Below are 24,699 nucleotides of genomic sequence, written 5' to 3'. Positions count from 1 at the left end.
GAGACATTACCTACTTCAGGCGCGAGGCGTAGAGCGGAAAGGACTTCGTCAGCTCCTTCACCTTGCCACGGATGCGCGTCAGCTGCGCCTCGTCCGAGGCATTGTCCAGCGCCTCGCCGATGAGCTGGCCGACGATGGCCATCTCCGCTTCCTTCATCCCGCGCGTGGTGAGGGAGGGGGTGCCCACGCGGACGCCGGAGGTGGTGGTCGGCTTCTCCGGATCGAACGGGATCATGTTCTTGTTCACGGTGATGCCGGCCTTGCCCAGCACGTCCTCGGCGGCCTTGCCGGTGATCTTCTTGGGGCGCAGGTCCACCAGCATGAGGTGGTTGTCCGTGCCGCCCGAGCACAGGCGCAGGCCGGCCTTCTGGAGCGCCTCGGCCAGCGCCTTGGCGTTGGAGACGATCTGTCGCTGGTAGGCCTTGAACTCGGGGCTGAGCGCCTCCTTGAAGGCCACGGCCTTGGCGGCAATCACGTGCATCAGCGGCCCGCCCTGGATGCCGGGGAAGATCTGGCTGTTGACGGCCTTGGCGTACGGCTCCTTGCACAGCACCAGGCCGCCGCGCGGGCCGCGGAGCGTCTTGTGCGTGGTGGAGGTGACGAACTCCGCCAGCGGCACCGGCGAGGGGTGCACGCCCGCGGCCACCAGGCCGGCGATGTGCGCCATGTCCACCATCATCGCCGCGCCCACGCTGTCGGCGATCTCGCGGAACTTCGCGAAGTCGAGCGTGCGCGGATAGGCGCTGGCGCCCACGATGATGACCTTGGGCTTGTGCTCGCGGGCCAGGGAGGACACCTGCCCGAAGTCGATCGTCTCCGTCTCGCGCGTCAGCCCGTAGTGGACGACCTTGTAGAGCTTGCCGGAGAAGTTGAAGGCCGCGCCGTGGGTGAGGTGGCCACCGGAGTTCAGGTCCAGCGACAGCATGGTGTCGCCCGGCTTCATCAGCGCCATGTAGGCGGCCATGTTGGCCTGGCTGCCCGAGTGGGCCTGGACGTTGGCGGCCTCGGCGCCGAACAGCTCCTTCACGCGGTTGATGGCGAGCGTCTCCGCCACGTCCACCACCTCGCAGCCGCCGTAGTAGCGCTTGCCGGGGTAGCCCTCGGCGTACTTGTTCGTCAGCACCGAGCCCATGGCCTCCATGACCGCCGGGCTGACGAAGTTCTCCGAGGCGATCAGCTCGAGCCCCTCCTCCTGGCGCTCCGTCTCGTGGCGGACCACCTGGGCGATCTCGGGATCGACCTCGGCGAGCGTGCGGATGTTCTCCATGGTTCCCTCGGAAGGTAGGTGCTGCGAAGGCCTCCGCTGCGGAGGCTGCTGCTGGAAGACTGGAACGCCGGCCACGAGCGGAGCAAGCCCCGCCAGGGCCTCACCGCTGCGATTCGGACTCGGCGTCGCGGATCATCTGGACGCGCCGGGCGTGTTTGCCGCCCGCGAACGCGGTGGCGAGGAAGGCCTCGAGGATGCCCTTGGCCACGCCGGGGCCGATCACCCGCTGCCCCAGGCACAGCACGTTGGCGTCGTTGTGCTCGCGGGCCATGCGGGCCTCGAACTCGGTGCTGCACAGGGCCGCGCGCACGCCCCGGTACTTGTTGGCCGCGATGCTCATGCCGATGCCCGTGCCGCACACGAGCACCCCGTGGGTGAACTCGCCGGCGGCCACGGCGCGGGCCACCGTCCTGGCGAAGTCCGGGTAGTCCACCGAGTCGCTGGTGGTGGGACCCACGTCCTGGAACGCGTGGCCCTTCTCCTGGAGCAGGTCCACCAGGGCCTTGCGCAGCTCGAGGCCCGCGTGGTCGGAAGCAAGGATGATCTTCACGCGGGCCTCCTCCCGGCAGGGCCGGACTACTTGAAGCGGCGGAACAGCAGCACCGCGTTGGTGCCACCGAAGCCGAACGAGTTGCTCATCGCCGCCTCGACGCGAACCTCTCGAGGCTGGTTCGGCACGTAGTCCAGATCGCAGTCCGGATCCGGCGTCGTGTAGTTGATCGTCGGAGGCAGCACGCCGCGCAGCAGCGACAGCACGCTCACCACCGCCTCCGCGCCACCGGCCGCGCCGAGCATGTGCCCGGTCATCGACTTGGTGGACGACACGGCCAGCTTCCGCGCGTGCGCGCCGAAGACGGACTTGATGGCCTTGGTCTCGTTGGCGTCGTTGTACGGGGTGGAGGTGCCGTGGGCGTTGATGTAGCCCACCTCCTCGGGGTTCATCTGCGCGGAGGCCAGGGCCAGGCGCATGCAGCGGGCCGCGCCCTCGCCCTCGGGGGCCGGGGCGGTGACGTGGTTGGCGTCCGAGTTGGCCGCGTAGCCCACCAGCTCCGCCAGGATGTTGGCGCCGCGCTTCTTCGCGTGCTCCAGCTCCTCGAGGATGACGATGCCGGCGCCCTCGCCCATCACGAAGCCATCCCGGTCCTTGTCGAACGGGCGGCTGGCGGTGGTGTCGTTGCGCGTGGACAGCGCCTTCATCACCGAGAAGCCACCCATGCCCAGCGGGGTGATGGCGGCCTCGGCGCCTCCGGCGATGACGGCGTCCGTCTCACCCAGGCGGATGGACTTCCAGGCCTCGCCAATGGCGTGGGCGCTGGTGGCGCAGGCGGACACCGGGGACCAGTTGGGGCCCTTGGCGCCGTAGCGGATGGAGACCAGGCCGGGCGCCATGTTGATGATCATCTGGATGATGAAGAAGGGCGACAGCCGGTCGAACCCCTTCTCCAGCCCCTTCTTGTGCTGCTCCTCCAGCGACGCGATGCCCCCGATGCCGGAGCCGATGATGACGCCCACCCGCTCCTGCTGGTAGCCGTGCGGCTTGTCCGTGCCGATGGGCAGGCCGCTCTCGCGCATGGCCATCTCGGAGGCGGCCACGGCGTACTGGGAGAACAGGTCCATCCGGCGCACTTCGCGCTTGTCGATGAACTCCTCGGGCGCGAAGTCCTTCACCTCGCCCGCGACACGCGTGTCGAGCTTCGCCAGCTCGAAGCGCGTGATGGTGCCGATCCCAGACTTGCCGGCGAGCATCGCCTGCCAGTTCTTCTCGGTACCGGTACCCAGTGCCGTGATCAATCCGGTACCAGTGACGACGACTCGACGGTTTGACACGATCCTCTCCAACGGGTGCGCGGCTACGCCTGTGCGCGGCCACGGAACGCCGGTGCCTGGCGTTCCTCCGGCCCGGCCGCGCGTGCTGCCTTACTTCTTGTGGGTATTGATGTAGTTGATGGCGTCGCCGACAGTCTTGATGTTCTCGGCCTCTTCATCGGGAATCTCGACCTCGAACTCCTCCTCCATCGCCATCACGAGTTCCACGATGTCGAGGCTGTCGGCGCCAAGGTCCTCGATGAACGAGGACTCGGGCTTGATCTCGTCCTCTCCCACCCCGAGCTGGTCGGCGATGATGGACTTGACCTTGGTTTCGATGGCTGACGTCGACATAAGTGATGAACCCTCCAGGAACCATGTGGGGGCCCGCCTTACTTCCCGGGCCCAGTCAAAGGCGGGCGCGGTATATCCCACGCCCGCCAGCAATCCAACCTTGGGCTACATGTACATGCCGCCATTCACCTTCAGAACTTCTCCGGTGATGTAGGCAGCCGCATCGCTGGCCAGGAATACCACGGCGTTGGCCACCTCTTCCGGGGTGCCCAGACGTGCCAGGGGGATGTTCTCCAGCATCTTCTTGCGCATCTCGTCGTTGATGCTGGCCGTCATGTCCGTGCCGATGAAGCCCGGGGAGACGGCGTTGACGCGGATGTTGCGACTGGCCAGCTCCTTGGCCACCGACTTCGTCAGGCCGATGAGGCCCGCCTTGGAGGCGGAGTAGGCGGCCTGTCCGCCGTTGCCCGACTCGCCGACGATGGAGGTGAGGTTGATGATGGCCCCACCCCGCTGCTTCATCATCGGGCGGCTGGCGGCGCGGATGAGGGCAAAGGCGCCCTTGAGGTTGGTGTCCAACTGCTTGTCCCAGTCCTCGTCCTTCAAGCGCATGACCAGGCCGTCCACCGCCACGCCCGCGTTGTTGACGAGCACGTCCAGCCGGCCGTGCGTCTTGACGATGTTCTCCACGGCGGAGGCGCAGGCGGCGGTGTCCGCCACGTCGAACTTCACGGCCTCGGCCTTGGCGCCGGCCTCCTGGACGAGCTTGACCGACTCCTGGGCGGCCGCCTCGTTGCCCGCGTAGTTGACGATCACCACGGCGGCGCCCGCCTTGGCGAAGGCCACCGCGCACGCCCGGCCGATGCCGCGCGAGCCGCCCGTCACCAGCACCACCTTGTCCTTGAAGCCGTTCATGCTGCCCCCAGCGCCGCGAGCGTCTTCTCAAGGCTCGCGGAATCCTCGACGTTGAACGTCTCGATGTCCTTGCTGATGCGCTTGACGAGCCCGGCCAGCACCTTACCCGGTCCCAGCTCGACGATGCGCGTCACGCCCTCGGCCTTGAGGGCCTCCACGCACTCGATCCAGCGCACCGGGGCGCTCACCTGCTCCAGCAGGAGCGGGACCACGCGCGAGGCGTCCGCGTTGGGCCTGGCCTCCACGTTGGTGACCACCGGGATGCGGGGCGCGGACACCTTCACCTTGCCGAGCACCTCGGCCAGCCGCGGCTTCACCGGATCCATCAGCGCGCAGTGGAAGGGCGCGGACACCGGCAGGGGCATGACGCGCCTGGCGCCGGCCTCCTTGAGCTTCGCCTCGGCGCGAGCCACCGCGGAGGCATGCCCGGCGATGACCGTCTGCTCGGGCGAGTTGTAGTTGGCGGGGGCCAGCACCTCGCCCTGGGCCGCCGCGTCACAGGCGGCCTTCACCTTCTCGGGCTCCAGGCCGAGCACGGCGGCCATGGCACCCACGCCCGCGGGCACCGCCTCCTGCATGAAGGAGCCGCGCGAGCGCACCGCGCGGACGGCGTCCGGCAGCGACAGGGCGCCAGCGGCCACCAGGGCCGAGTACTCACCCAGCGAGTGCCCCGCGACGAAGGAGGCCGTCACCCCGCGCTTGGAGACGATGGCGTGGACGGCCAAGGACACCGTGAGGATCGCCGGCTGCGTGTTGGCGGTGAGCTTGAGCGCGTCCTCGGGCCCCTCGAAGCAGAGGGAGGACAGCTTCTCGCCGAGCGCATCATCCGCCGCGTCGAAGACGGCGCGAGCCTCGGGGAACTTCTCCAGCAGGTCCTTCCCCATGCCCACCTTCTGGCTGCCCTGCCCGGGGAAGACGAATGCAATCTTCGACATGTGTACTCACTCCCTCCCTGACTGCCCCTTGGCTACCACCGCACCACGGCACTGCCCCACGCCATACCCGCCCCCACCGCCATCACGGCGATGAGGTCCCCGCGCTTGAGACGGCCGGCGCGGTTGGCCTCATCCAGCGCCATGGGCACCGAGGCGGCCGACGTGTTGCCGTATTTGTCGAGGTTGATCCAGCACTTCTCGACGGGAATCTCGATGCGCTGCATCACCGCCTCGAGGATTCGCAGGTTGGCCTGGTGCGCGATGACGTGGTCCACCTGGCCCGGGGAGATGCCATGGGCCTGCAGCGCCTCATTGGTGATGCCCGTCAGCTCGCGCACCGCGGTCTTGAAGACCTCGCGCCCGTTCATGCTCACCTTGTGGCGCTGGTCGCGAATGTTCTCCTCGGTGAGCGGCTCCTTGGAGCCGCCCGCGGGGATGGTGAGGATGTCCGACAGCGTGCCGTCGGTCCGCAGCCGCGTGGAGAGGATGCCCCTGCCCTCCTCCTCGGCGGGCGCCAGCACCATGGCCCCGGCTCCGTCGCCGAAGAGGACACAGGTGTTGCGGTCCTTCCAGTTCAGCACGCCGGTGAAGAGGTCCGCGCCGATCACGAGCGCCCGCTTCGCCTGACCGGTGCGCATGAACTGGTCCGCCACCGAGAGGGCGTACACCGCGCCCGCGCACGCGGCGGCCACGTCGAAGGCAAAGGCCTTCTTCGCCCCCAGCTTGGCCTGCACGAGCACGGCGCAGGAGGGCATGGGCATGTCCGCCGTGATGGTGCCCACGACGATCAGATCCAGCTCCTCGGGGCGGACACCCGCCATCTCCAGCGCCTGCCGGGCGGCGGCGACCGCCATGTCGCTCGTCGCCTCGCCGGGCGCGGCCTTGCGGCGCTCGCGGATACCGGTTCGCTCGGTGATCCAGGCGTCGGAGGTGTCGACGATCTTTTCGAGGTCCTGGTTGGTGATGACTTGGGCGGGCGCGTAGGAACCCGTTCCGATGATCTGCGCGAGGGGCACGTGGTACTCCCGGAGTGTCGTCGGAACACAACGCTACGGGCGGGCTCTCTAATCGGAAAAAGCGTCGCCTGTCGCCCTTTTTCCTCTCTGGCGGGCAAGCAGCCAGGTTCCGAGCAGTCAATGCATCGCGTCAAGCCGATGGCCTCGCGGAGCAGGCCGAAGCCACCGCGAAACCACCCTATGGCGCCAGCCTGACACGCGCGGGATTGGCCACCCGGGCCCGGGCAGACGCCTCCCGATCCTGGACGAGCGCGACGCCCGCCTGGAACAGGGAGTGCTTCTTCCGCCGAGGAGACGCCCGCATGCACGACGACTCCCCCACGAGCACCATCCGGTGCTCCGGGAGAGCGCGCACGAACGAAATACGGCGCACGACGACGGCGAAGGGGGCGGGATCGCCACCCCTCGCGTCGAGCACGAGCCGCACCGGACGCCTCAACTACTCGGTGGCGATGACCTCACGCCCACTGTAGTTGCCACAAGCGGCGCAGGCGCGGTGCGGCAGCACCGGCTCCTTGCACTTGGAGCACTTGATGACCTGCACGGCAGAGCGCAGGTTGTTGTTGGCCGCGCGACGGCGATCCCGGCGCATCTTCGAAGTCCGCTTCTTGGGAACTCCCACGACTCACCTCTAGTTCAGCTTGATGTTCATCAGGGGAGCGAGCCGAGGGTCGATGACCTTCTGCTCGCAGCCACACTGCTTCTCGTTGAGGTTCTGGCCGCACTGCGCGCAGAGCCCCTTGCAGTCCTCACGACAGACCGCGTTCATCGGCAGGGCGAGCAATACCTGCTCACGCACGATCGGATCCAGATCGATCGTCTTCCCGTCGAAGACTTCTTCGTCCGCGTCCTCCAACTCGAAGGACCCGCCCGTCTCGCCCTGGGCGCGCTCGTCCTTCTCGTCCTCGTCCAGGATGTCATCGCCCCGGACGAGCGACTCGGGCACCAGGTTGAGGGTGAAGGACACCGGCAGCTCCAGCTTCACGTCCACCAGGCACCGCTTGCAGGGAGCGGCCACGTGGGCGGTGAAGCTGCCCTGCACGAGCACGCCGCCGCTCACCTTCCGCAGGGAAGCGTGGAGCGTCGAGGGCCGGGTCGCCCGGAAGCCGGTATCCTGACCGCTTCCTCCCAGCACCTCCTGGAGCAGCTCCAGAGCGATGGGCTCGTCGAGCTTCAGCCCCGCTTCTTGAATTTGTTCAATCTTTACGACCATCTACAAGGCTTCCAGGCAAAAGGGCGCGCAACATAGAGGGGGGATCCCCAAAAGTCAACGCGCCGCTGTTCTCAAAACCACGTTGGAATTCACCTGGCCGTGACCGGCCGGGGGATCTCCTTCCGTGGATCCTTTTAATAACGCTCTGGTACGGTCCGTGTAATGCAAGGCTGGCGGCTGCGTGTGGTGGTCAGCATCCTGGTAGGCGGGCTCCTGAGCCCTGCCCTGGCGTTCGCTCGACCCGTCTTCCCAGAGCCCCTCCTCTTCCAGCTGGGCCCCACCAACCGGGAGATCGTCCGCGCCCAGGAGCAGATCGAGCAGGGGGACTTCGAGGAGGCGGTGAAGACGCTCCAGGCGGGCCTGGATGCGCCCGACGTCACGGATGATCAGCTGGTGGAGCTCTACCGCCTGCTCGGGCTGGCCTCGCTGTACCTGGGGGACGAGGCGCGCGCCCGGGAGGCCTACGAGCGGCTGCTCCAGGCCCGGCCGGACTTCGAGCTGCCCCGCAACGCGCCGCCCAAGCTGCGGCAGCTGTACGCGCGCATCAAGGAGGACATCAAGAGCCGGCGTGTCCGGCCGGTGACGCTGCAGGTGGACCCCATCCCGGACCCCACGGGCGGCGAGCCGGTGGTGGTGGACGCGCGCATCGAGAACATGGCCCTGGGGGCCAAGGCGAAGCTCTTCTTCCGCCGCGCGGGGGACGAGGCCTACAGCTCGGTGGACTTCACGCGCCTGCGAGGCAACAAGGAGCAGTACCAGGCCACCCTGCCCGCCTACGAGCTACCCTCCGAGGCCAACCCCTATGAGGTGGAGTACTACTTCGAGGTGGCGGACGCGGCGCAGCGGCGGCTGGCGGGCCGGGGCGACTCCTTCAACCCGCTCATCTTCTCGGTGATGCCCCAGCCGGCCTCGGGCACGTCCGCGACGGCCAGCACGGCGCGGCCCTGGTACAAGAGCCCCTGGCTCTGGGTGGGCGTGGGCGCCGTCGTCGTCGGAGGCACCGCCGCGGGTGTCGCCATCGCCACCTCCGAGGAGCGCGGTCGCGTCCCCGTCACCATCCGCGTCAATCCATGAACCTTCGTCCGTTCGCCCTGACGTCCCTGGCCCTCACGCTCGTCGCCGGCTGTGGCGCGGCGCCCTCCTCCGACACCTCCCCGCTCGGGCTGGACCTGCTCGTGGAGAAGGCCGTGACGGACCAGCTGTCCGCCTTCCAGATCGTGGTGCTCCCGGACGGCAAGCAGCGCGACTGCACGGAGCTCCAGAAGACCTGCCTCAACCAGAAGGTGAGGCTTGACGAGCTGCTGCCGCTCCACGATGCCCGGGGCCGGGAGAGCCGCGCGCTGCGCTTCCTGGAGAACCTGAGCGGCACCGGCGTCACCTCGCAGGACGTCAGCTTCGAGGCACCGGTGGGGCGGGACTACGTGCTCGTCATCGAGGCGATCTCCAATGAGAGCCCGCCGCGCTTCCTGGGCAGCTCCTGCAACTACCTCCCGGAGGTCAACGCGAGCCGGAACGACCCGGTCATCGCCGCGCCGATGACGCTCACCACCGTGGACTGCGATCCCACCTTCTGACACCCGTGCCGGCCCGGCCCCCGGGCTTCCAGCGAGGCGGGCGCAAGAAGCGGTGTCTTTCACCTCGCTGTCACAATTGGATCTGCTATCGCTGCGACGCCACGGGGCCGTGACACGGCTCCCACTGGAGGCGGAGAAGGCCATGGCGCGCATCCTGATCATCGAGGACGAGCAGGACCTCGCTGGACTCGTCGAGTACAACCTCCGCGCCGCGGGGTTCGAGACGGAGACGGCGAACACCGGCGCGGGAGGGCTGGCCAAGGCCCGCGCGCGGATGCCGGACCTGGTGCTGCTCGACTTGATGCTCCCGGACGTGGCCGGCAGCGAGGTGCTCCGGATGCTCAAGAGCGACTCGGAGCTGCGCAAGGTGCCGGTGGTCATCGTCAGCGCCAAGGGCCAGGAGGCCGACCGCATCCAGGGGCTCGAGGCGGGCGCGGATGACTACGTGGTGAAGCCCTTCTCCGTCCGGGAGCTGATGCTCCGGGTCAAGGCGGTGCTGCGCCGCGCGGACGCGGAGGAGGAGCCCGCGCCCCAGCTCGGCGCCGGTGACATCCAGCTGGACACGGCGCGCCACCAGGTCCGCGTGAAGGGCGAGGAGGTCATCCTCACCGCGCTGGAGTTCCGCCTGCTGCGCACGCTGCTGGAGCGGGCCGGACGGGTGCAGACGCGCGAGGTGCTCCTCTCGGACGTCTGGGGCATCCAGGCGGAGATCCACACCCGCACCGTGGACACCCACATCAAGCGGCTGCGCGAGAAGCTGGGCCCTTCGGGCGACATCATCGAGACCATCCGGGGCGTGGGCTACAAGCTCAACCCGCCCTGAGCACCGCCTGGCCCGCCCATGCGCAACCTCATCGTCCCGCTCCTGCTGTCCGCGGTCGTGGTCCTGGTGGTGCTGGTGGCCCTGGACACGCCCGTGAGCGCCATCGCCGCGGCGGTCGTCACGCTGGCCGGCTTCGTCACCGTCATCATCGCCAGCCGCGACAGCTTCGAGCGGCAGCTCCAGACACTGGCGCGCAAGACGCGCGGGCGCCTCGAGGGCATTCCGCCCGTCACCTCCTCCGAGGACGACACGCTGGAGGAGGTGGCGACGCTGGAGGGCGCCATCGAGTCGCTGCACGCCCGGCTCGCCGCGCAGAACGCCCAGCTCACCCAGGAGGCGCGCACCCTCACCGCCGTGCTGGACGGCATGATCGAGGGCATCTGGATCACCGACGCGGCGGGCAACGTCGTGCGCCACAACGACGCCCTGCGCGGGATGCTCCAGCCGGGCGGCGCGGACATCGTGGGCCAGCGCCCGCTGGCCCTCATCCGCAACGAGGAGCTGCACGAGGCGGTGATGCGCGCCTGCCGGGAGGGGACATCCTCGCGCCTGGAGCTCACCCTGGAGGGGCTGTTCCCCCGCACGCTGTCCATCCGCGTGACGCCGCTGGGCAAGGATCTGCCGGGCAGCGCCGCCGTCTTCCACGACGTGACGGAGCTGCGGCGGCTGGAGAAGGTGCGCAAGGACTTCGTGGCCAACGTCTCCCACGAGCTGCGCACCCCCATCACCGCCATCCGCGGCTACGCGGAGACGCTCCAGAGCGGAGCGCTGAAGGACCAGGAGATGGCGCCCAAGATGGTGGAGATCATCCACCGCCAGTCCGAGCGCCTCTCCGAGCTCGTGGAGGATCTGCTCGAGCTGTCCCGGCTGGAGTCCCGCGAGCTGCAGCTGAAGATCGCCCAGGTGCCCCTGGCGGTGGCCGCCTCGCGAGCGGCGGAGACCGTCAAGCCCAAGGCCGCGGGCAAGAACATCCACTTGGAGCTCCACGTCCCCCAGAACCTGGTGGCGCGCGGGGACGAGCGAGCAGTCGAGCAGGTGCTCCTGAACCTGCTCGATAACGCGGTGAAGTACACCCCGGCAGGAGGGCGGGTGGACGTCTTCGGCACATTGGAGGACGGGCGCTGCGTGGTCCGGGTCAAGGACACGGGGCTGGGCATCGAGCCGAAGCACCTCTCCCGTATCTTCGAGCGCTTCTACCGGGTGGACAAAGGTCGCAGCCGGGACATGGGGGGCACGGGCCTGGGCCTGTCCATCGTGAAACACCTGATGGGGGCCATGGGCGGGGAGGTGAAGGTGGAGAGCCAGCCCCATGTAGGCAGCGTGTTCGTCATTTTTCTTCCCGTCGCTACCCCTGAGGCGGCATCCGGGTAGGATACGGGTACGATGCGGGTCGCGATCCTCGCGGACATTCACGGCAATCTCCCCGCCTGCGAGGCAGTCCTCGAGGACATCGACAGGATGGCCCCCGACTACATCGTGGCCGCGGGGGACCTGGCGCTGCGCGGTGCCCACCCGCGCGAGACGGTGGAGCTGCTGGCGGACCGCTGCGACGCGCTGCTGATGGGCAACACGGACTGCTACCTCGCGGGCAACTACCTGGGCGGCGCCTACCGCGAGCGGGACCACTGGAAGACGGAGCTGCTGCGCTGGACGCGGGATCAGCTGGGCGAGGCCCACCTGAAGATGCTGGGCGCCATGCCCTTCTCCATCCGCTACACGCCGCGCAAGGGGCAGGACCTCTTCGTCTGCCACGCCAACCCGAAGAACCTCGAGGAGTCGCTGGATCCGACGCTGGACGAGCTGTCCGTCCGCCGGTTCTTCATGCACCTGGACGCGGCGGCCTGCGCGTTCGGGCACCTCCACTTCCCGTACCGCCGCCGCGTGGGCCGGATGATCATCGCGGACGTGGCCAGCGCGGGCATTCCTCGGGACGGAGACCTCCGCCCGGCCTACGGCATCTTCACGTACACGCCCAAGGGCTGGCGCGTGCAGATCCGCCGGGTGCGCTACCCGGTGCGCAAGGCCACCCAGGCGCTCACGGCGCGCAAGGTGCCCGGCGGCCCCATCCTCATCCACAAGCTGGTGGAGGCGCGCTACCGCCACCACCACGCGCTGCTGGAGGCCGCGCGCCGCCACTCGGGCCTGCCGCCTCCGGGCCCCGTGCTGCGCCCGCCCCCGGGAGCCCCGCCCCGCCCCGCCCCTGCCGAGCCCGTCGCGGCGGAGGAGCCGCCCGTTCCCCGGGACGAGGCCGAGGCCGCCGCCCTGCGCCAGGAGGCGGTGGACCCCACGGATCTGGGGCACGCCCAGGCCACGGCGATCGCGGCGGAGCCCGCGCTGGCCTCGCAGCTCGAGTCCGCGAACGATCTGGATGGCTGACACACAAGGTTGGCTTGCCTGCACGCGCCGCGCGGGGGTAGGGACGCGCCGCCATGCCCGTCCATGCCCTTCCACTGATGCTCGTCCGCCATGCCGTGGCGGAGGATGAACACGCGCTCGGCGACGAAGCCCGGGCGCTCACCGTCGAGGGACGCGCCGCCTTCCGCCAGCACGCGCGCAAGCTCGCGCGCCTCACGCCCATGACGGGCATCCTCACCAGCCCGCTGGTGCGCGCGGTCCAGACGGCGGAGATCCTCGCCGAGGCCTTCGGGCTGGCGCAGGTGGAGGTGCACCAGGCGCTGCTCCCGCTCGACCATGCCCACAAGCGCATCGTGGAGCTGGCGGCGGAGGTGGGACCGGGCTGGGCGCTGGTGGGCCACAACCCCTCCCTGGCGCGGGCCGGCAAGCTGGCACTCGGTGAGGCGCTGCCGGACAAGCTGCGCAAGGGCACGGTGCTGGCGATGATGCCCGCGGGCAAGCGCTTCACCTTCGCGTGGATGGCCGCCCCGGGCCGGAGCGTGCTGCGCCCGGACTCGCCGCGCGGCTGAGCCGCCCTCGCCTGTCACGGGCCTGCAACACCGGGGCGCAACTCCGCGAAATCCAAGGTGCTGGTGGATCGTCACGCAGTTGTTTCCAGCGTGTCACGCCAGCGCAAACGGGGACGGACAGATTGCATCGCCATGTCCCACGTCCTCATCGTCGATGACGAGCGCGACCTCGCCGAGCTCATCGACTTCAACCTCAAGACGGCCGGCTTCTCCACCCGGGTGGCGGCCACGGGCGAGGCGGCCCTCGCCGCGGCGCGAGAGCAGCGACCGGATCTCGTGCTGCTCGATCTGATGCTCCCGGACATGCCTGGCACGGAGGTGTGCCGGCAGCTGCGCGCGGGGGCGCTCACCCGGGACATCCTCATCGTCATGCTCACCGCCAAGGGCGAGGAGGCGGACCGGGTCCGCGGCTTCGAGGTGGGAGCGGACGACTACGTGACCAAGCCCTTCAGCGTCCGCGAGCTGGTGCTGCGCCTCAAGGCCATCCTGCGCCGCAGCAACCCGCCGCGGGACGGCTCGGCGCCCATCACGCTGGGCGCCCTCCGGCTCGACGTGGGAGCCCACCGCTTCTACGTGGAGGACAAGGAGGTGGCGCTCACGGCGCTGGAGTTCCGGCTGCTGGAGTACCTGATGACGCGCGTCGGCCGGGTGCAGACGCGCGACCAGCTCCTGGAGGAGGTGTGGGGCCTCTCCAGCTCGCTCGAGACGCGCACCATCGACACGCACGTGATGCGCCTGCGCGACAAGCTCGGCCCGGCGCGCGCGTGCCTCGAGACGGTGCGCGGCGTGGGCTACCGCATCGTCGATCCCCACTCCGCCTGAGGCGCGTTGCGCACTTGTCACGTTCGAGCCGCGAAAGAGCCACAGTCGTCGCATAGCCGGCATCCAGCCAACGTCTCTCCAAGGAGTCATCCACCATGAAGAAGTTCCTCGCATCCTTCCTCGCCGTCTTCCTGCTCGCCCTGCCCATGGCGGCGCGGGCGGGCACCATCACCATCAAGGGCTCGGACACCATGGTCATCCTCGCCCAGCGCTGGGCCGAGGAGTTCATGAAGAAGAACGCCGACACGAAGCTGCAGGTGACGGGCGGCGGCTCGGGCACCGGCATCTCCGCGCTCATCAACGGCACCACCGAGATCTGCATGTCCAGCCGTCCCATGAAGGACGCGGAGAAGCAGAAGCTGAACGCTCGCTTCAAGACCCACGGCACGGAGATCTCCGTGGCCAAGGACGGCGTCACCTTCTACGTCAACGAGAAGAACCCGCTGAACTCGCTCACGCAGGAGCAGCTCAAGGGCATCTACCTGGGCGACATCACCAACTGGAAGGAGGTGGGCGGCCCGGACGCGCCCATCGTCGTCTACTCCCGCGAGAACTCCTCCGGCACCTACACCTTCGTGAAGGACACCGTGCTCGGTGGGGATGACTACACCGCCAGCGCGCAGACGCTGCCGGGCACCGCCGCGGTGGTGAACGCCGTGGCCAAGGAGAAGAACGGCATCGGCTACGGCGGCGCCGCCTACGCCAAGGGCCTCAAGGAGCTGAAGGTGAAGGTGGGCAACGAGGAGGTGGCGCCCACCCTCGAGAACATCAAGAGCGGCAAGTACCCGCTCGCGCGGGATCTCTACTTCTACCTGCGCAACGCGCCCGCGGGCGAGACCAAGGCCTTCATCGACTTCGCCCTGTCGACCGAGGGACAGCAGATCGTGAACAAGGTTGGCTACTTCCCGGTGAAGTAGTCCCGTCACAAGAATGTCACGCCAGGTGGGGGGCCAGGATGGATAGAGAGGCACCCATGCAGCAGAGTCTCGCTGAACCCATCGTCGCTCCGCGGAGCTCCCCCGAGGCACGGCGCCGGCAGCTCCGGGAGAAGGTCATCGCGGGCATCGTCACCGCGATGGCCTTCACGGGCATCGCCGCCCTGGTGCTGATCATCGTCTTCGTCGCGAAGGAAGCGCTGGATCTCTTCCTGGACGCCGAGGCGCGCCACGAGGCGAGCCTGGCCAAGATGTTCACGGCCCAGCCCACGCGGCCGGGCCGTCCGCCCGCCTACCTGTGGCAGCCGGTATCCTCGGTGCCCAAGGTGAGCATGATCCCGCTGTTCATCGGCACGCTGAAGACGACGGTGGTCTCCATGCTGGTGGCGGTGCCGGTGGGCGTGGCCGGCGCGCTGTTCGCGGCGGAGTTCGCTCCGCGGCGGCTGCGGGAGCTGCTCAAGCCCGTCATCGAGCTGCTGGCGGGCATCCCGTCGGTGGTGCTGGGCTTCTTCGCGCTGATGGTGCTCGCCACGTTCCTGCAGGACACGTTCGGCTTCACCTACCGGCTCAACGCGGTGGTGGCGGGCCTGGGGCTGGCGCTGGCCATCGTGCCCGTCATCTTCACCGTGGCCGAGGACGCGCTCACCTCGGTGCCGCGCAGCTACCGCGAGGCCTCGCTGGCGCTGGGAGCCACGCCCTGGGAGACCGCCTGGAAGGTGGTGCTGCCCGCGGCGGCGCCCGGCATCCTCGCCGGCTGCGTGCTGGGCTTCGGCCGCGCCATCGGCGAGACGATGATCGTCCTGATGGCGTCCGGCAACGCGGCCATCGTCTCCGCCAGCCTGGGAGACTCGGTGCGCTCGCTGTCGGCGACGATCGCCGCCGAGATGGGCGAGGTGGTGGTGGGCAGCCCGCACTACTCGCTGCTGTTCTTCATCGGCGTGGAGCTGTTCGTCTTCACCTTCATCCTCAACATGGTGGCCGCGACCTGGACGAAGCGGGTCCTCAAGCGGCTCACGGGAGGTGGCTCGTGAAGCACTCGACGCGCCGGGCGGTGGGCGGCGCCCTCACCTCGCTGACGGGGCTGGCCGCGCTCCTCATCGTGGGGATGCTCGCCGTCATCCTGCTGGACGTGTTCACCGAAGGGGCGGGCCACGTCACCTGGAAGTTCCTCACCGAGGCCCCGTCCGACGGCATGATGGGCGGCGGCATCTTCCCGGCGCTCTACGGCACCGCGGCGCTCACGCTGCTGATGACGCTGGCGGTGATGCCGGTGGGAGTGCTCACGGCCGTCTACCTGCACGAGTACGCCCCGCCCGACTCCATCGTGGCGCGCTGGGTTCGGGTGGCCATCGTCAACCTGGCGGGCGTGCCCTCCATCGTCTTCGGGCTGTTCGGCCTGGGCTTCTTCATCCACTTCGTGGGCGGCGGCCTGGACCGCGTGCTGGGCTACCAGGAGCTGCACTGGGCGCAGCCTGGCATCCTCTGGGCCTCGCTGACGCTGGCGGTGCTGACGCTGCCGGTGGTCATCGTCGCCACGGAGGAGGCGCTGCGCGCGGTGCCCCTGGATCACCGCACCGCGAGCCTGGCGCTGGGCGCCACCCAGTCCCAGACGCTGGTGCGGGTGGTGCTGCCCGGGGCGCTGCCAGGCATCCTCACGGGTGCCGTGCTGGCCGTCTCGCGCGGCGCGGGCGAGGTGGCGCCCATCCTCTTCACCGGCGCGGCGTACTTCCTGCCGGACCTGCCCACCTCGCTGAACTCGCAGTTCATGCACCTGGGCTACCACACGTACGTGCTGGCCACGCAGTCGCCGGACGTGGAGGCCACCCGCCCGTTGTTGTACGCCACGGTGCTGGTGCTGCTGATGCTCACCTTCGCCCTCAACATAGTCGCGGTCGTCATCCGGACCCGTACCCGCCGGCGCGCCGCGAACGCCCACTGAGAACGCCGTCCATGACCTTCCAGCCGCCCAGCCCGCGCATCAAGATGGAGTCGAGGGAGCTGAGCCTCCGCTACGGCACCAAGGTGGCCATCAACAAGGTGAGCCTCGCCATCCCCGAGCGTCAGGTGACGGCGCTCATCGGCCCGTCCGGGTGTGGCAAGTCCACCTTCCTGCGCTCGCTCAACCGGATGAACGATCTCATCCCCAGCTCGAACCACACCGGCACCATCCTGCTGGACGGGACGAGCATCCACGACCGGAGCGTGGACGTGGTGGATCTGCGCCGCCGGGTGGGCATGGTGTTCCAGAAGTCCAACCCCTTCCCCAAGTCCATCTTCGAGAACGTGGCCTACGGCCTGCGCGTGGCGGGGATGAAGGACAAGGGGCAGCTCTCGGCGCGAGTGGAGAAGTCCCTGCGGGGCGCGGCGCTCTGGGACGAGGTGAAGGACCGGCTGGACGACAGCGCCCTGGGCCTGTCTGGCGGCCAGCAGCAGCGCCTGTGCATCGCCCGAGCGATGGCGGTGGAGCCCGAGGTGCTGCTGATGGACGAGCCGGCCAGCGCCCTGGACCCCATCGCCACGGCGAAGATCGAGGAGCTCATCCACGAGCTGAAGGCCACGTACACGATCGCGATCGTCACGCACAACATGCAGCAGGCTGCGCGGGTGAGCGACCGGACGGCTTTCTTCTACATGGGCGAGTTGGTGGAATGCGGGCCCACGGAGCAGATCTTCACGAACCCGGCGGAGAAGCGGACCGAGGACTACGTCACCGGGAAGTTCGGGTAGGATCGAGGCACCAATGCCGGCAACGCACACCGACAAGGCTTTCGAGCAGGATCTGCGCGACTTGCGCGAGCGGCTGCTGGCCATGGGCGCCAAGGTGGAGACGCTCATCGCCCACAGCGTGAAGGCGCTCACGGAGCGCGACTCCGCGCTGGCCGAGAACGTCATCAAGTCCGACAAGGACGTGAACCGGCTGGAGGTGGAGATCGACGATCTCTGCCGCCGCATCCTGGCGCTGCGGCAGCCCGCGGCGAGCGATCTGCGCCTCATCACCACGGCGCTGAAGATCGTCACGGACCTGGAGCGCATCGGGGATCTGGCGGTGAACATCGCCGAGCGGGCCATCGATCTGAACCAGGTGACGCCGCTGGCGCCCTACGTGGACACGCCGAAGCTGGCGGAGCTGGCCCAGCAGCAGGTGAAGAAGGCGCTGGACGCGTTCGTGTCCAACGACGTGGCGAAGGCCGAGGAGGTGCTCAAGGGGGATGATCTCCTGGATGCACTCTTCCTGAAGGTCTTCAACGAGCTGCTGGCGTACATGATGGAGGACTCGAAGAACATCCGTCGGGCCACCGCGCTGATGTTCATCGCCAAGCACCTGGAGCGCATCGGGGACCACGCGATGAACGTGGCGGAGATGGTCGTCTACATGGTGCGGGGCAAGGACATCCGCCACCCGCGAAGCCGCAACCTCTCCCAGGAGTAGGCAAGGGAGCGGGACTTCACGCCGCTGTCACTCCGTTTTCCCGCCGCCGACGCGAGGCGGTCGCTGAGCTGACGCCGGGCCCTTCTAGCCTCCCGAGCAGGTCGCACGATGACCGTGCGCCGCTCTGGAGCTCGCGAATGCCCGTCGCCTCCCTCGTCCTGCTCGCCGCCGCCTCGGTAGGGCTTGTGGCCCTGGCAGTGCAGCTCGTCTACGTCCTGCGCCACCGCCGCGAGTGCCCCCTGCCCCGCTCGGAAGGCGCGGCCCGGCCGGGCATCTCCATCCTCAAGCCCCTGTGCGGCGTGGATGACGATCTGGAGGCCAACCTGGAGCAGTTCGCCTCGCTCGACTACCCGAGCTACGAGGTGCTCCTGGGCGTGAAGGACATGAGGGATCCGGCCTACGCGGTGGCGCGGGCGGCGGTGGCCCGCTGGCCCCAGGTGATGCGGCTGGTGCTGCAGGAGGGCGAGCCGGGCCTCAACCCGAAGGTGAACCAGCTCGTCACGCTGTCCTCCGAGGCCCGATATGACTTGTGGGTGATCAGCGACTCGAACGTGCGCGTGGCGCCGGGTTATCTCGATGGGATTGCCGACGGGTTCGAGGATCCGACGGTGGGCTGCGTGACGCATCCGATCGGGGGGATTGGCGAGCAGACGCTGGGCTCGCTGCTGGACAACCTCCACCTGGCCTCGAGCGCGGCGGCGGGGGTGATCGCCGCCAAGCGGCTGGCGGACAAGGACATCGTGGTGGGCAAGTCCATGGCGCTGCGGCGCGAGGACGTGGAGGCACTCGGCGGCTTCTTCTCGGTGAAGGACGTGCTGGCGGAGGACTTCGTCATCGGGCAGTGGGTGACGCGCAGGCTGGGCAAGCGGGTCCACGTGGCGACGACGCCGGTGTTCAACGTGTCCCTGAGGAAGTGCGTGGGGGCCTTCTTCAAGCGCTACGTGCGCTGGAGCGTCATCCACCACAGCTCCGTGGGGACGATGACGTACCTGGCGCAGGGGCTGCTCAACCCCGTGCCGCTGGCGCTGCTGGCAGCGCTGCTGGAGCCGGGGATGCCGGCCTTCGCGGCGGTGGCGGCCCTGGCCATGACGAAGGCCGCCATCGACGTGACGGTGTTCCGCATGCTGCGTCCGGAGCCGGTGTCCTGGCGCACGGTTCCCGCCGTGCTCATCAAGGACGCCCTGCTCTTCGTGGCCTGGTGCAACGGCCTGTTCAGCCGGACGGTGGACTGGCGGGGGACGCGGCTGCGAGTGTTGCCGGGCACGCGGCTGGCTCCGGTGGAGACCAGGGCACCGCTGGCGCTCTCTCCGAGCGAGGCGAGCCCAGGCGAGGAGCTGCTCGCGGGTTGACCGCGCTGTCACACGAGGCTCTCGAAGCTTTCACCGGCGAGCCATCAGGGTGTTTCCGGAGGTGCCTATGAATGCGTCATGCCCGTTCAGAAGCTGGCGCACCTCTCGGACCTCCATCTGGACCTGAGTCCCAGCAGCGACTCCGCGGCACGAGCCCTCGTGGCGACCCTGCTCGCCGAGCGCGTGGACCATGTGGTGGTCACGGGAGACCTGACGCACCAGGGGGCGAGCGCGGAGTTCCGCCGATTCCGGGAGATCTTCTCCCCGTTGCTCGACACCGCCCGGCTCACCTTCATCCCCGGCAACCACGACCGGCCTGGGGATGACGTGGTGAGGCGCTGGATGAAGGGCCGCAAGGTGTGCACGGTGGAGCGAGAGGGCCTCTACCTCGTCTGTGTGGACTCGACCGGGCCCCAGAACCGCCGCTCCATCTTCGCGAGCCATGGAACGCTGACCTCGGCGGCGCTGGAGGCGGTGGACACGGCCCTCGCCGCCGCTCCACGCGAGGCCCTGACGGCGATCCTGCTGCACCACCACGTGCTGCCACTGCCCGAGGAGAGCCTCCCCGAGCGGCTGGCCACGAGGATGGGCTGGCCGCACGCGGCGGAGCTGGCCCTGGGACCCCGGCTGGTGTCGCGCGTCCAGGGACGCTGCGATCTCATCCTCCACGGGCACCGGCACGTGCCGCGAGAGTTCACCCTCAATGGGCACGAGAGGGCGCTGGGCATCTACAACTCGGGCAGCTCCACGGAGCTGGGACGATTCCGGCTCTTCCAGCACTCGGGAGGGCGCCTGCTCGCTCCCCCGACGTGGCAACGAACCTCGGCCATACCGACGCCCAGGACGGCGAGCCACAGCCTGCTGCCCGCGCTCCAGCAACTGGCGAACCAGCTGAGCACCGCCCTCTTCTGACTCCCTGAGGTGGAGCACGAACGGCCGCCATCGTCAGCGAGCCGCTGCCCGTTCCCCTGCCCTCCAGGCCGGCAGCTATAGCCGCAGGGAGTGAAAGAGGCAGGAGCGCAGAGGGGTTCTTCCCGTGTCAGGGAGGATCTTTGAGCCGACCGATAGCGGACGATGGACGCAAGGTCCTGGTCGTGGACGACGACGCGGACTGGAGAGAGTTCCTCAGGCTGTGCCTGGAAGACCTGGGCTACGAGGCCATCGAGGCGGCAGACGGCCAGGAGGCGTTGGACTCGCTCTCTCGAGAGAAGTACCGGATCATGCTCCTCGACCTGAACATGCCGGGAATGAGCGGCCTGGAGGTCGTCGAGCGGCTCCCGCGCAACAACACCAAGCCCCGCATCGTCTTCCTCACCTCCGCGGCGGCCCAGGATGTGGGCAGCGCGCTCATGTCGGGCCCCCACTACTACCTCCCCAAGGGCGCCAGCCGGGATCAGCTGTCGCTCCTCTTGCAGTCGCTGGAGGCCTGAGCGCCTGGCGAGCGGAAAGGTGGCAGCCCGCCCGCTCGCTCCGCGTAAGCTGGAAACCTTCGAGGGGAGGACACTATCGCGTCGGAGCTCATCATCGTCCTGCTGTTGGTGCTGGCGAACGGAGTGTTCGCGGGCGCGGAGCTCTCGCTGCTGACGGTACGCAAGACTCGCCTGCGCGAGCTGCTGGACGAAGGCAATCGCTCGGCCCAGCTGATCGCGGCCCTGCGCTCCAACCCGGAGCGGCTGCTCGCCACGGTGCAGATTGGCATCACGGTGGTCAGCGCGACGGCCGCGGCCTTCGGTGGCGCCTCGCTTGCCGCGCCGCTGGCGGCGGTCCTGGTGCGACTGGGGCTGGGCGAGTCCGCGGCGCAGAGCCTCGCCTTTGCCCTGGTGGTCGGCCTCATCTCCTATCTGTCCCTGGTGCTGGGCGAGCTGGTCCCCAAGTCGATCGCCCTGCGCTACGCGGAGCGTTACGCGCTGCTCGTGGGCCGCCCGCTGTATGGGCTGTCCTGGCTGGCCCGTCCCGTGGTGTGGCTCCTGACGGCCAGCTCCAACCTGATCCTGCGCTTCTTCGGGGACAAGACGAACTTCGCGGAGGCCCGCCTCTCGCCGGAGGAGCTCCAGCAACTCGTGGAGGAAGCCTCGAAGGCGGGCACGCTGGATCCGCGGGCCGGGGAGATCGCCTCTCGGGCGTTCGATCTCACGGGGCTCACGCTGGCGGCGGTGATGGTCCCTCGCAGCCGCATCGAGGCGCTGAACCGGCGCGCGACCTCCGAGGAGATCCGGCAGGTCCTGCTGGAGCGTGGGCACTCGCGGATGCCAGTCTACGAGGAGTCGCTGGACAACATCGTGGGCTACGTCATCGCGAAGGATCTGCTGGGCGTGGCCTGGGAGGGAACGCTCATCGTCCTGGAGGACGTGATACGTCCGCCCTACTTCGTCTTCGAGACGATGCGAGCCCTCGACGCGCTCAAGGAGCTGCAGAAGCGCCGCATGCAGCTGGCCATCGTGGTGGACGAGCGCGGGGGCGTGCTGGGGCTGGTGACGATGGAGGATCTCATCGAGGAGTTGGTGGGGGACATCCTGAGCGAGACGGAGACTCCCGAGGAGCTCATCCGGAGAGAGAGCCCGAACACGGCGGTGGTGCAGGGCACGGCCAGCCTCCGGGAGGTCAACCGCGCGCTGGGGCTCGAGCTGGAAGAGGGCCAGGGCTACTCCACGATCGGCGGCCTCTGCTCCGCGAGAACAGGAGCCATCCCCGAGCCAGGGACGCGGCTGACGTTGGAGGATGGGACGGTGCTGGAGGTGCTGGACGCCACGCCCCGCCGGGTGCGCTCGGTGCGCATCATCCTCGCCCCTCAGGAGTCGGTCCCGGCTCCTTGAGGCCAGCATCGGCTCACGGGGCTCTCTCTGCGGCATCGCGGCGGGTATAGAAGCCAGAAAGTCCGCGCACGGCGACTCCGGCCGCCTTGGCGCGCGCCACCACCTCCAGAAAAAGCGAAGGGGCTGGAACCACCAGGAGATTTCCCCAGGGATTCCAGCCCCTTCCAACAGCGCGCGATACAGGATTCGAACCTGTGGCCTTTGGCTCCGGAGGCGAAGGGTCCCCCCGTCCAACGGTTATCAGCCGTTCACAAGCCCTTGGAAATCTTGGGGATTCGGGGCCGGGGCCCGTCCAACCGTCCCAGCCGATAGCAGGGAGTCACAGGGCTTTTGCTGCACCCTTGCTGCAAGGTGGGCCCCCTGCTCGCCTGCGCGTTCTGCCGGGAGGTGCCGAGCGCCTGCTCACCGTGCGTGAGGTGGCCGAGCGGCTGGGGGTCAGTACGGCCACCGTCTACGGACTGTGCGAGCGTGGCGAGTTGCCCCACGTGCGGGTGAGCAACGCGATCCGCATCCGGCCTGCGGACGTGGAAGCCTTCCTCTCCCGGGGGCTGCGCTGACGCGCTGCCGCTGTTCCCCTGCTGCTCTCAGCGGAGTTTGACGCCACGAGGCCACGCCCCAGGGGCGGCGCTTATGCCACCGACACCGACACTGTGCCCGTCCGAGAACAGGCGGTCTGAGGTGGGCGAGTGGCTTGGGGCTTCCTCGCGCGGGGCGGGTGTGCAGCGTGCCCCCATGCCCCCCTGCGGGTCGCTGAGAACAGCGGGGGCTGAGTGGGCTGATCGCTGATGCGCGGCTGGTGGTTCCCGGTTCCCGGCCCTATAGCGGGAACCGGAACCGCTGCGTGTCGAGCGAACCGTCAGCAACGTGGGGAGGCGAAGAAGCCGTGAGGTTCCCGGAACCGGTGGGAACCATGGGAACCGATCGTCCGCACCGTCCGCGTCCGCCCGCAGGGTCCCGGAACCAACCCAGAACTGGCGGAACCGGGGCTACAGGTCGTCCGTCTTGGCACTGGCTGGCTTCCTTGTCGGGGCCTGTTTCTTTGGCCCGATCTTCCCGGCCTTGTCTCGAGCCTCAAGGACGCAACTCACGAACTCATCCGCCAGAGACCCGATCGCCTCGTTGACCGAGTCCTCTGCCTTCCGCTGCCCCGCAACTCCCGTCACGGATTGACGTGCGATGATTGCCCGAGTTCGCAGTCCGGTCCGGGAGACGGTCGCCGGCTCCGAGAACAGCAGTTCAACGCGAAACGCTGCGTACCCGGTCTCAAAGACACCCTGAATGCTCACAAAGAAGAGCAGGGCGGGTGTGGTGTACGACACCTCTTCGCTTTCGAGGACGCTGATGTTGGAGGACCGCAACTTGATCTTGAGCGTTCGCGTGAACCGCTCCTCCATGGCATCACGAGTGCCCACCTCGGGGTCAAGATCGGCCAGCGACACCCCAACCAGAGTGCCGACTGAGCCGAGATCGGAGCACACATCGGAATCCCACGACGCATGCGCCGAGCTGGCCACTAGTAACGACAGAAGGAGCAAGAATCGCATCCCCTGACTCTCCCGCACTGCGGCATGGAGCGCCACTGCTCGCCCGCTCAGCAGGTGTAAACGCTGAGGTCAGGTCCCTACGAGGCGCACACCGATAGGGGCAAGAGCGGCAGCACTCTTCAGGCCACCTACTAGCCTCTTCCCGCTCTTCCAGAGGAGGAAGGACTGAGCAGCGTTACGCCCAGCCCGGGCCTCCGAAGCAGAGGCCGATGGAGCAGCCGGGCCCATCGGTCCCCGCGTCAGCGTCAGCCGTTCTGGCGCTCCGAGCCGTGGGACTCGGGCGCAGACGGCGCGGGTTCCCTTGAGCTCGCATCCTCGGAGACCTCGGAGGACTCAGGGGCGGCTCCCCGTGCCTTCCGGCTCCTGCCCTTGGGCGCCTTGCTCGCGCGCTTCTTCGCGTTCCCTTGGCGCTCCATTCCCCGGGGTTCCCACATGACCAGGGGCAGCCGGTGGGAGCCCCAGGAGAACAGGACGATATCCCCGGGGAACTCGCCGCTTGTCGCTGGGTCCTCCACCGCGTTGTGAGGGGCCCACAAGTTGCCCGGGTTCTCCTCGTTGCGCACCACGCGCCGCAGTTGCCCGATACGCTCCGTAGCCAGGGCCAGCACGGACACGATGCAGGCAGGAGCATCCCGCTCCATCTCCGCATCCGGCAGATCGCGCCGCGCTTGGAGGTCCGCAAGCATCCGCGCCCCCTGGATTGCAGTGGCCAGGGTGCCTAGTTCGAGGTCCAGGCTCACCACCGTCCCCGGTGGGTGACTGCTAGGTCCGTTCTCTTCTTCCATCTCGGCCGTCCTTTCGTGGCTCAGTGCCGCCCCGAAAGTAAACTATAGTTTGTGGTAAATCAAAGTTTACCCGGGCGAGATGGGGTACGTGTCGCCACCCGGCAAGTCACGTCCGCCCGGCCCGTCCGGCATCCAGGTTCCGGAGGACCTTGCGCCGATCATCAAGAGGGAGCGCAAGCGCCTCGGGCTACGCCTGCGGGAACTGCGCACGGCGCGGGGACTCACTCAGGAGCAGGCGGCCGAGATGATTGGGA

At 68.6% G+C, this 24,699-nt stretch carries 28 protein-coding genes; 17 read left to right on the top strand and 11 right to left on the bottom strand.

Annotation, left to right across the window (positions count from 1 at the left end):
* Positions 1–10 precede the first annotated feature (10 nt).
* From glyA to KY572_RS42405, 9 genes are all read right to left on the bottom strand, one after another.
* On the bottom strand, positions 11–1,267 hold the full coding sequence (gene glyA / locus KY572_RS42445; RefSeq protein WP_224249479.1) for a serine hydroxymethyltransferase: 1,257 nt from the start codon (positions 1,265–1,267) through the stop codon (positions 11–13).
* A gap of 100 nt (positions 1,268–1,367) precedes the next feature.
* Complete coding sequence (gene rpiB, locus KY572_RS42440) at positions 1,368–1,817, bottom strand: ribose 5-phosphate isomerase B (RefSeq protein WP_224249478.1); 450 nt, start codon at positions 1,815–1,817, stop codon at positions 1,368–1,370.
* A 26-nt stretch (positions 1,818–1,843) separates the two neighbouring features.
* Entirely contained in the window at positions 1,844–3,094 is a 1,251-nt protein-coding gene (gene fabF / locus KY572_RS42435) for a beta-ketoacyl-ACP synthase II (RefSeq protein WP_224249477.1), read from the bottom strand.
* 90 nt (positions 3,095–3,184) lie between these two features.
* Positions 3,185–3,427, bottom strand: coding sequence for an acyl carrier protein (acpP, locus tag KY572_RS42430; RefSeq protein ID WP_169342610.1), 243 nt, complete (start codon positions 3,425–3,427; stop codon positions 3,185–3,187).
* Positions 3,428–3,532: 105 nt separating this feature from the next.
* Positions 3,533–4,282, bottom strand: a complete 750-nt coding sequence (gene fabG, locus KY572_RS42425; RefSeq protein ID WP_224249476.1) for a 3-oxoacyl-[acyl-carrier-protein] reductase — start codon at positions 4,280–4,282, stop codon at positions 3,533–3,535.
* The gene (gene fabD, locus KY572_RS42420; RefSeq protein WP_224249475.1) at positions 4,279–5,217 is read right to left on the bottom strand and encodes an ACP S-malonyltransferase; all 939 of its coding nucleotides are present in this window, start codon (positions 5,215–5,217) and stop codon (positions 4,279–4,281) included. The genes fabG and fabD overlap by 4 nt, the downstream gene beginning before the upstream one ends.
* 32 nt (positions 5,218–5,249) lie before the next feature.
* Complete coding sequence (locus KY572_RS42415) at positions 5,250–6,233, bottom strand: beta-ketoacyl-ACP synthase III (RefSeq protein WP_224249474.1); 984 nt, start codon at positions 6,231–6,233, stop codon at positions 5,250–5,252.
* A gap of 439 nt (positions 6,234–6,672) precedes the next feature.
* Positions 6,673–6,855 (bottom strand): 50S ribosomal protein L32, encoded by a 183-nt coding sequence (gene rpmF, locus KY572_RS42410; RefSeq protein WP_224249473.1) that lies wholly within the window; start codon positions 6,853–6,855, stop codon positions 6,673–6,675.
* A gap of 9 nt (positions 6,856–6,864) precedes the next feature.
* Positions 6,865–7,446 carry a YceD family protein gene (locus tag KY572_RS42405; RefSeq protein ID WP_224249472.1) on the bottom strand — a complete coding sequence of 194 codons (582 nt, stop codon included), beginning with the start codon at positions 7,444–7,446 and terminating at the stop codon, positions 6,865–6,867.
* A 183-nt stretch (positions 7,447–7,629) separates the two neighbouring features.
* On the opposite strand from KY572_RS42405, the gene KY572_RS42400 reads away from it, so the two are divergent.
* The 17 genes from KY572_RS42400 to KY572_RS42320 all read left to right on the top strand — a co-directional run bounded on the left by KY572_RS42400 (position 7,630) and on the right by KY572_RS42320 (position 22,673).
* Positions 7,630–8,520 carry a tetratricopeptide repeat protein gene (locus KY572_RS42400; protein WP_224249471.1) on the top strand — a complete coding sequence of 297 codons (891 nt, stop codon included), beginning with the start codon at positions 7,630–7,632 and terminating at the stop codon, positions 8,518–8,520.
* Positions 8,517–9,020, top strand: a complete 504-nt coding sequence (locus KY572_RS42395) for a hypothetical protein (protein ID WP_224249470.1) — start codon at positions 8,517–8,519, stop codon at positions 9,018–9,020. Before KY572_RS42400 ends, KY572_RS42395 begins: the two co-directional genes overlap by 4 nt.
* A 142-nt stretch (positions 9,021–9,162) precedes the next feature.
* Entirely contained in the window at positions 9,163–9,843 is a 681-nt protein-coding gene (locus tag KY572_RS42390) for a response regulator (RefSeq protein WP_224249469.1), read from the top strand.
* Positions 9,844–9,861: 18 nt separating this feature from the next.
* Positions 9,862–11,214, top strand: coding sequence for a sensor histidine kinase (locus tag KY572_RS42385; RefSeq protein ID WP_224249468.1), 1,353 nt, complete (start codon positions 9,862–9,864; stop codon positions 11,212–11,214).
* 12 nt (positions 11,215–11,226) lie between these two features.
* Positions 11,227–12,219, top strand: coding sequence for a metallophosphoesterase family protein (locus KY572_RS42380; RefSeq protein WP_224249467.1), 993 nt, complete (start codon positions 11,227–11,229; stop codon positions 12,217–12,219).
* Between the two features lie 53 nt (positions 12,220–12,272).
* Positions 12,273–12,767, top strand: a complete 495-nt coding sequence (locus KY572_RS47575) for a SixA phosphatase family protein (RefSeq protein WP_263452446.1) — start codon at positions 12,273–12,275, stop codon at positions 12,765–12,767.
* Between the two features lie 132 nt (positions 12,768–12,899).
* Positions 12,900–13,589, top strand: a complete 690-nt coding sequence (locus tag KY572_RS42370) for a response regulator (protein WP_224249466.1) — start codon at positions 12,900–12,902, stop codon at positions 13,587–13,589.
* A 95-nt stretch (positions 13,590–13,684) separates the two neighbouring features.
* Complete coding sequence (locus KY572_RS42365) at positions 13,685–14,506, top strand: phosphate ABC transporter substrate-binding protein (protein ID WP_224249465.1); 822 nt, start codon at positions 13,685–13,687, stop codon at positions 14,504–14,506.
* Between the two features lie 38 nt (positions 14,507–14,544).
* Positions 14,545–15,555, top strand: a complete 1,011-nt coding sequence (pstC, locus tag KY572_RS42360; protein ID WP_407660110.1) for a phosphate ABC transporter permease subunit PstC — start codon at positions 14,545–14,547, stop codon at positions 15,553–15,555.
* Positions 15,552–16,463: a phosphate ABC transporter permease PstA gene (gene pstA / locus KY572_RS42355; protein ID WP_224249463.1), complete on the top strand. Its 912-nt coding sequence runs from the start codon at positions 15,552–15,554 to the stop codon at positions 16,461–16,463. Before pstC ends, pstA begins: the two co-directional genes overlap by 4 nt.
* Before the next feature lie 44 nt (positions 16,464–16,507).
* Positions 16,508–17,251, top strand: coding sequence for a phosphate ABC transporter ATP-binding protein PstB (gene pstB / locus KY572_RS42350; RefSeq protein WP_224249540.1), 744 nt, complete (start codon positions 16,508–16,510; stop codon positions 17,249–17,251).
* Between the two features lie 13 nt (positions 17,252–17,264).
* Complete coding sequence (phoU, locus tag KY572_RS42345) at positions 17,265–17,954, top strand: phosphate signaling complex protein PhoU (RefSeq protein WP_224249462.1); 690 nt, start codon at positions 17,265–17,267, stop codon at positions 17,952–17,954.
* A gap of 137 nt (positions 17,955–18,091) precedes the next feature.
* The gene (locus tag KY572_RS42340) at positions 18,092–19,303 is read left to right on the top strand and encodes a ceramide glucosyltransferase (RefSeq protein WP_224249461.1); all 1,212 of its coding nucleotides are present in this window, start codon (positions 18,092–18,094) and stop codon (positions 19,301–19,303) included.
* A gap of 78 nt (positions 19,304–19,381) precedes the next feature.
* Positions 19,382–20,215: a metallophosphoesterase family protein gene (locus KY572_RS42335; protein WP_224249460.1), complete on the top strand. Its 834-nt coding sequence runs from the start codon at positions 19,382–19,384 to the stop codon at positions 20,213–20,215.
* A gap of 140 nt (positions 20,216–20,355) precedes the next feature.
* The gene (locus KY572_RS42330; protein ID WP_224249459.1) at positions 20,356–20,733 is read left to right on the top strand and encodes a response regulator; all 378 of its coding nucleotides are present in this window, start codon (positions 20,356–20,358) and stop codon (positions 20,731–20,733) included.
* Between the two features lie 102 nt (positions 20,734–20,835).
* Entirely contained in the window at positions 20,836–22,116 is a 1,281-nt protein-coding gene (locus tag KY572_RS42325; protein ID WP_224249539.1) for a hemolysin family protein, read from the top strand.
* A 341-nt stretch (positions 22,117–22,457) separates the two neighbouring features.
* On the top strand, positions 22,458–22,673 hold the full coding sequence (locus tag KY572_RS42320; protein ID WP_224249458.1) for a helix-turn-helix domain-containing protein: 216 nt from the start codon (positions 22,458–22,460) through the stop codon (positions 22,671–22,673).
* A 429-nt stretch (positions 22,674–23,102) separates the two neighbouring features.
* Here KY572_RS42320 and KY572_RS42315 read toward each other — a convergent pair whose 3' ends face one another.
* Together KY572_RS42315 and KY572_RS42310 are read right to left on the bottom strand one after the other, a co-directional pair.
* On the bottom strand, positions 23,103–23,660 hold the full coding sequence (locus KY572_RS42315; protein WP_224249457.1) for a hypothetical protein: 558 nt from the start codon (positions 23,658–23,660) through the stop codon (positions 23,103–23,105).
* Between the two features lie 245 nt (positions 23,661–23,905).
* Positions 23,906–24,445 carry a hypothetical protein gene (locus KY572_RS42310; protein WP_224249456.1) on the bottom strand — a complete coding sequence of 180 codons (540 nt, stop codon included), beginning with the start codon at positions 24,443–24,445 and terminating at the stop codon, positions 23,906–23,908.
* Positions 24,446–24,699 lie beyond the last annotated feature (254 nt).

The organism is Hyalangium gracile, from assembly GCF_020103725.1.
In the GTDB taxonomy this organism is placed as follows: Bacteria; Myxococcota; Myxococcia; order Myxococcales; family Myxococcaceae; genus Hyalangium; species Hyalangium gracile.
This window is presented reverse-complemented; position numbering and strand designations above follow the sequence as displayed.

Coding starts and splice junctions, on each gene's coding strand:
- glyA (WP_224249479.1), bottom strand. CDS start 1,267: ATGGAGAACATCCGCACGCTCGCCGAGGTCGATCCCGAGATCGCCCAG.
- acpP (WP_169342610.1), bottom strand. CDS start 3,427: ATGTCGACGTCAGCCATCGAAACCAAGGTCAAGTCCATCATCGCCGAC.
- fabG (WP_224249476.1), bottom strand. CDS start 4,282: ATGAACGGCTTCAAGGACAAGGTGGTGCTGGTGACGGGCGGCTCGCGC.
- fabD (WP_224249475.1), bottom strand. CDS start 5,217: ATGTCGAAGATTGCATTCGTCTTCCCCGGGCAGGGCAGCCAGAAGGTG.
- KY572_RS42405 (WP_224249472.1), bottom strand. CDS start 7,446: ATGGTCGTAAAGATTGAACAAATTCAAGAAGCGGGGCTGAAGCTCGAC.
- KY572_RS42395 (WP_224249470.1), top strand. CDS start 8,517: ATGAACCTTCGTCCGTTCGCCCTGACGTCCCTGGCCCTCACGCTCGTC.
- KY572_RS42390 (WP_224249469.1), top strand. CDS start 9,163: ATGGCGCGCATCCTGATCATCGAGGACGAGCAGGACCTCGCTGGACTC.
- KY572_RS42385 (WP_224249468.1), top strand. CDS start 9,862: ATGCGCAACCTCATCGTCCCGCTCCTGCTGTCCGCGGTCGTGGTCCTG.
- KY572_RS42380 (WP_224249467.1), top strand. CDS start 11,227: ATGCGGGTCGCGATCCTCGCGGACATTCACGGCAATCTCCCCGCCTGC.
- KY572_RS47575 (WP_263452446.1), top strand. CDS start 12,273: ATGCCCGTCCATGCCCTTCCACTGATGCTCGTCCGCCATGCCGTGGCG.
- KY572_RS42370 (WP_224249466.1), top strand. CDS start 12,900: ATGTCCCACGTCCTCATCGTCGATGACGAGCGCGACCTCGCCGAGCTC.
- KY572_RS42365 (WP_224249465.1), top strand. CDS start 13,685: ATGAAGAAGTTCCTCGCATCCTTCCTCGCCGTCTTCCTGCTCGCCCTG.
- pstC (WP_407660110.1), top strand. CDS start 14,545: ATGGATAGAGAGGCACCCATGCAGCAGAGTCTCGCTGAACCCATCGTC.
- pstB (WP_224249540.1), top strand. CDS start 16,508: ATGGAGTCGAGGGAGCTGAGCCTCCGCTACGGCACCAAGGTGGCCATC.
- phoU (WP_224249462.1), top strand. CDS start 17,265: ATGCCGGCAACGCACACCGACAAGGCTTTCGAGCAGGATCTGCGCGAC.
- KY572_RS42340 (WP_224249461.1), top strand. CDS start 18,092: ATGCCCGTCGCCTCCCTCGTCCTGCTCGCCGCCGCCTCGGTAGGGCTT.
- KY572_RS42335 (WP_224249460.1), top strand. CDS start 19,382: ATGCCCGTTCAGAAGCTGGCGCACCTCTCGGACCTCCATCTGGACCTG.
- KY572_RS42315 (WP_224249457.1), bottom strand. CDS start 23,660: ATGCGATTCTTGCTCCTTCTGTCGTTACTAGTGGCCAGCTCGGCGCAT.
- KY572_RS42310 (WP_224249456.1), bottom strand. CDS start 24,445: ATGGAAGAAGAGAACGGACCTAGCAGTCACCCACCGGGGACGGTGGTG.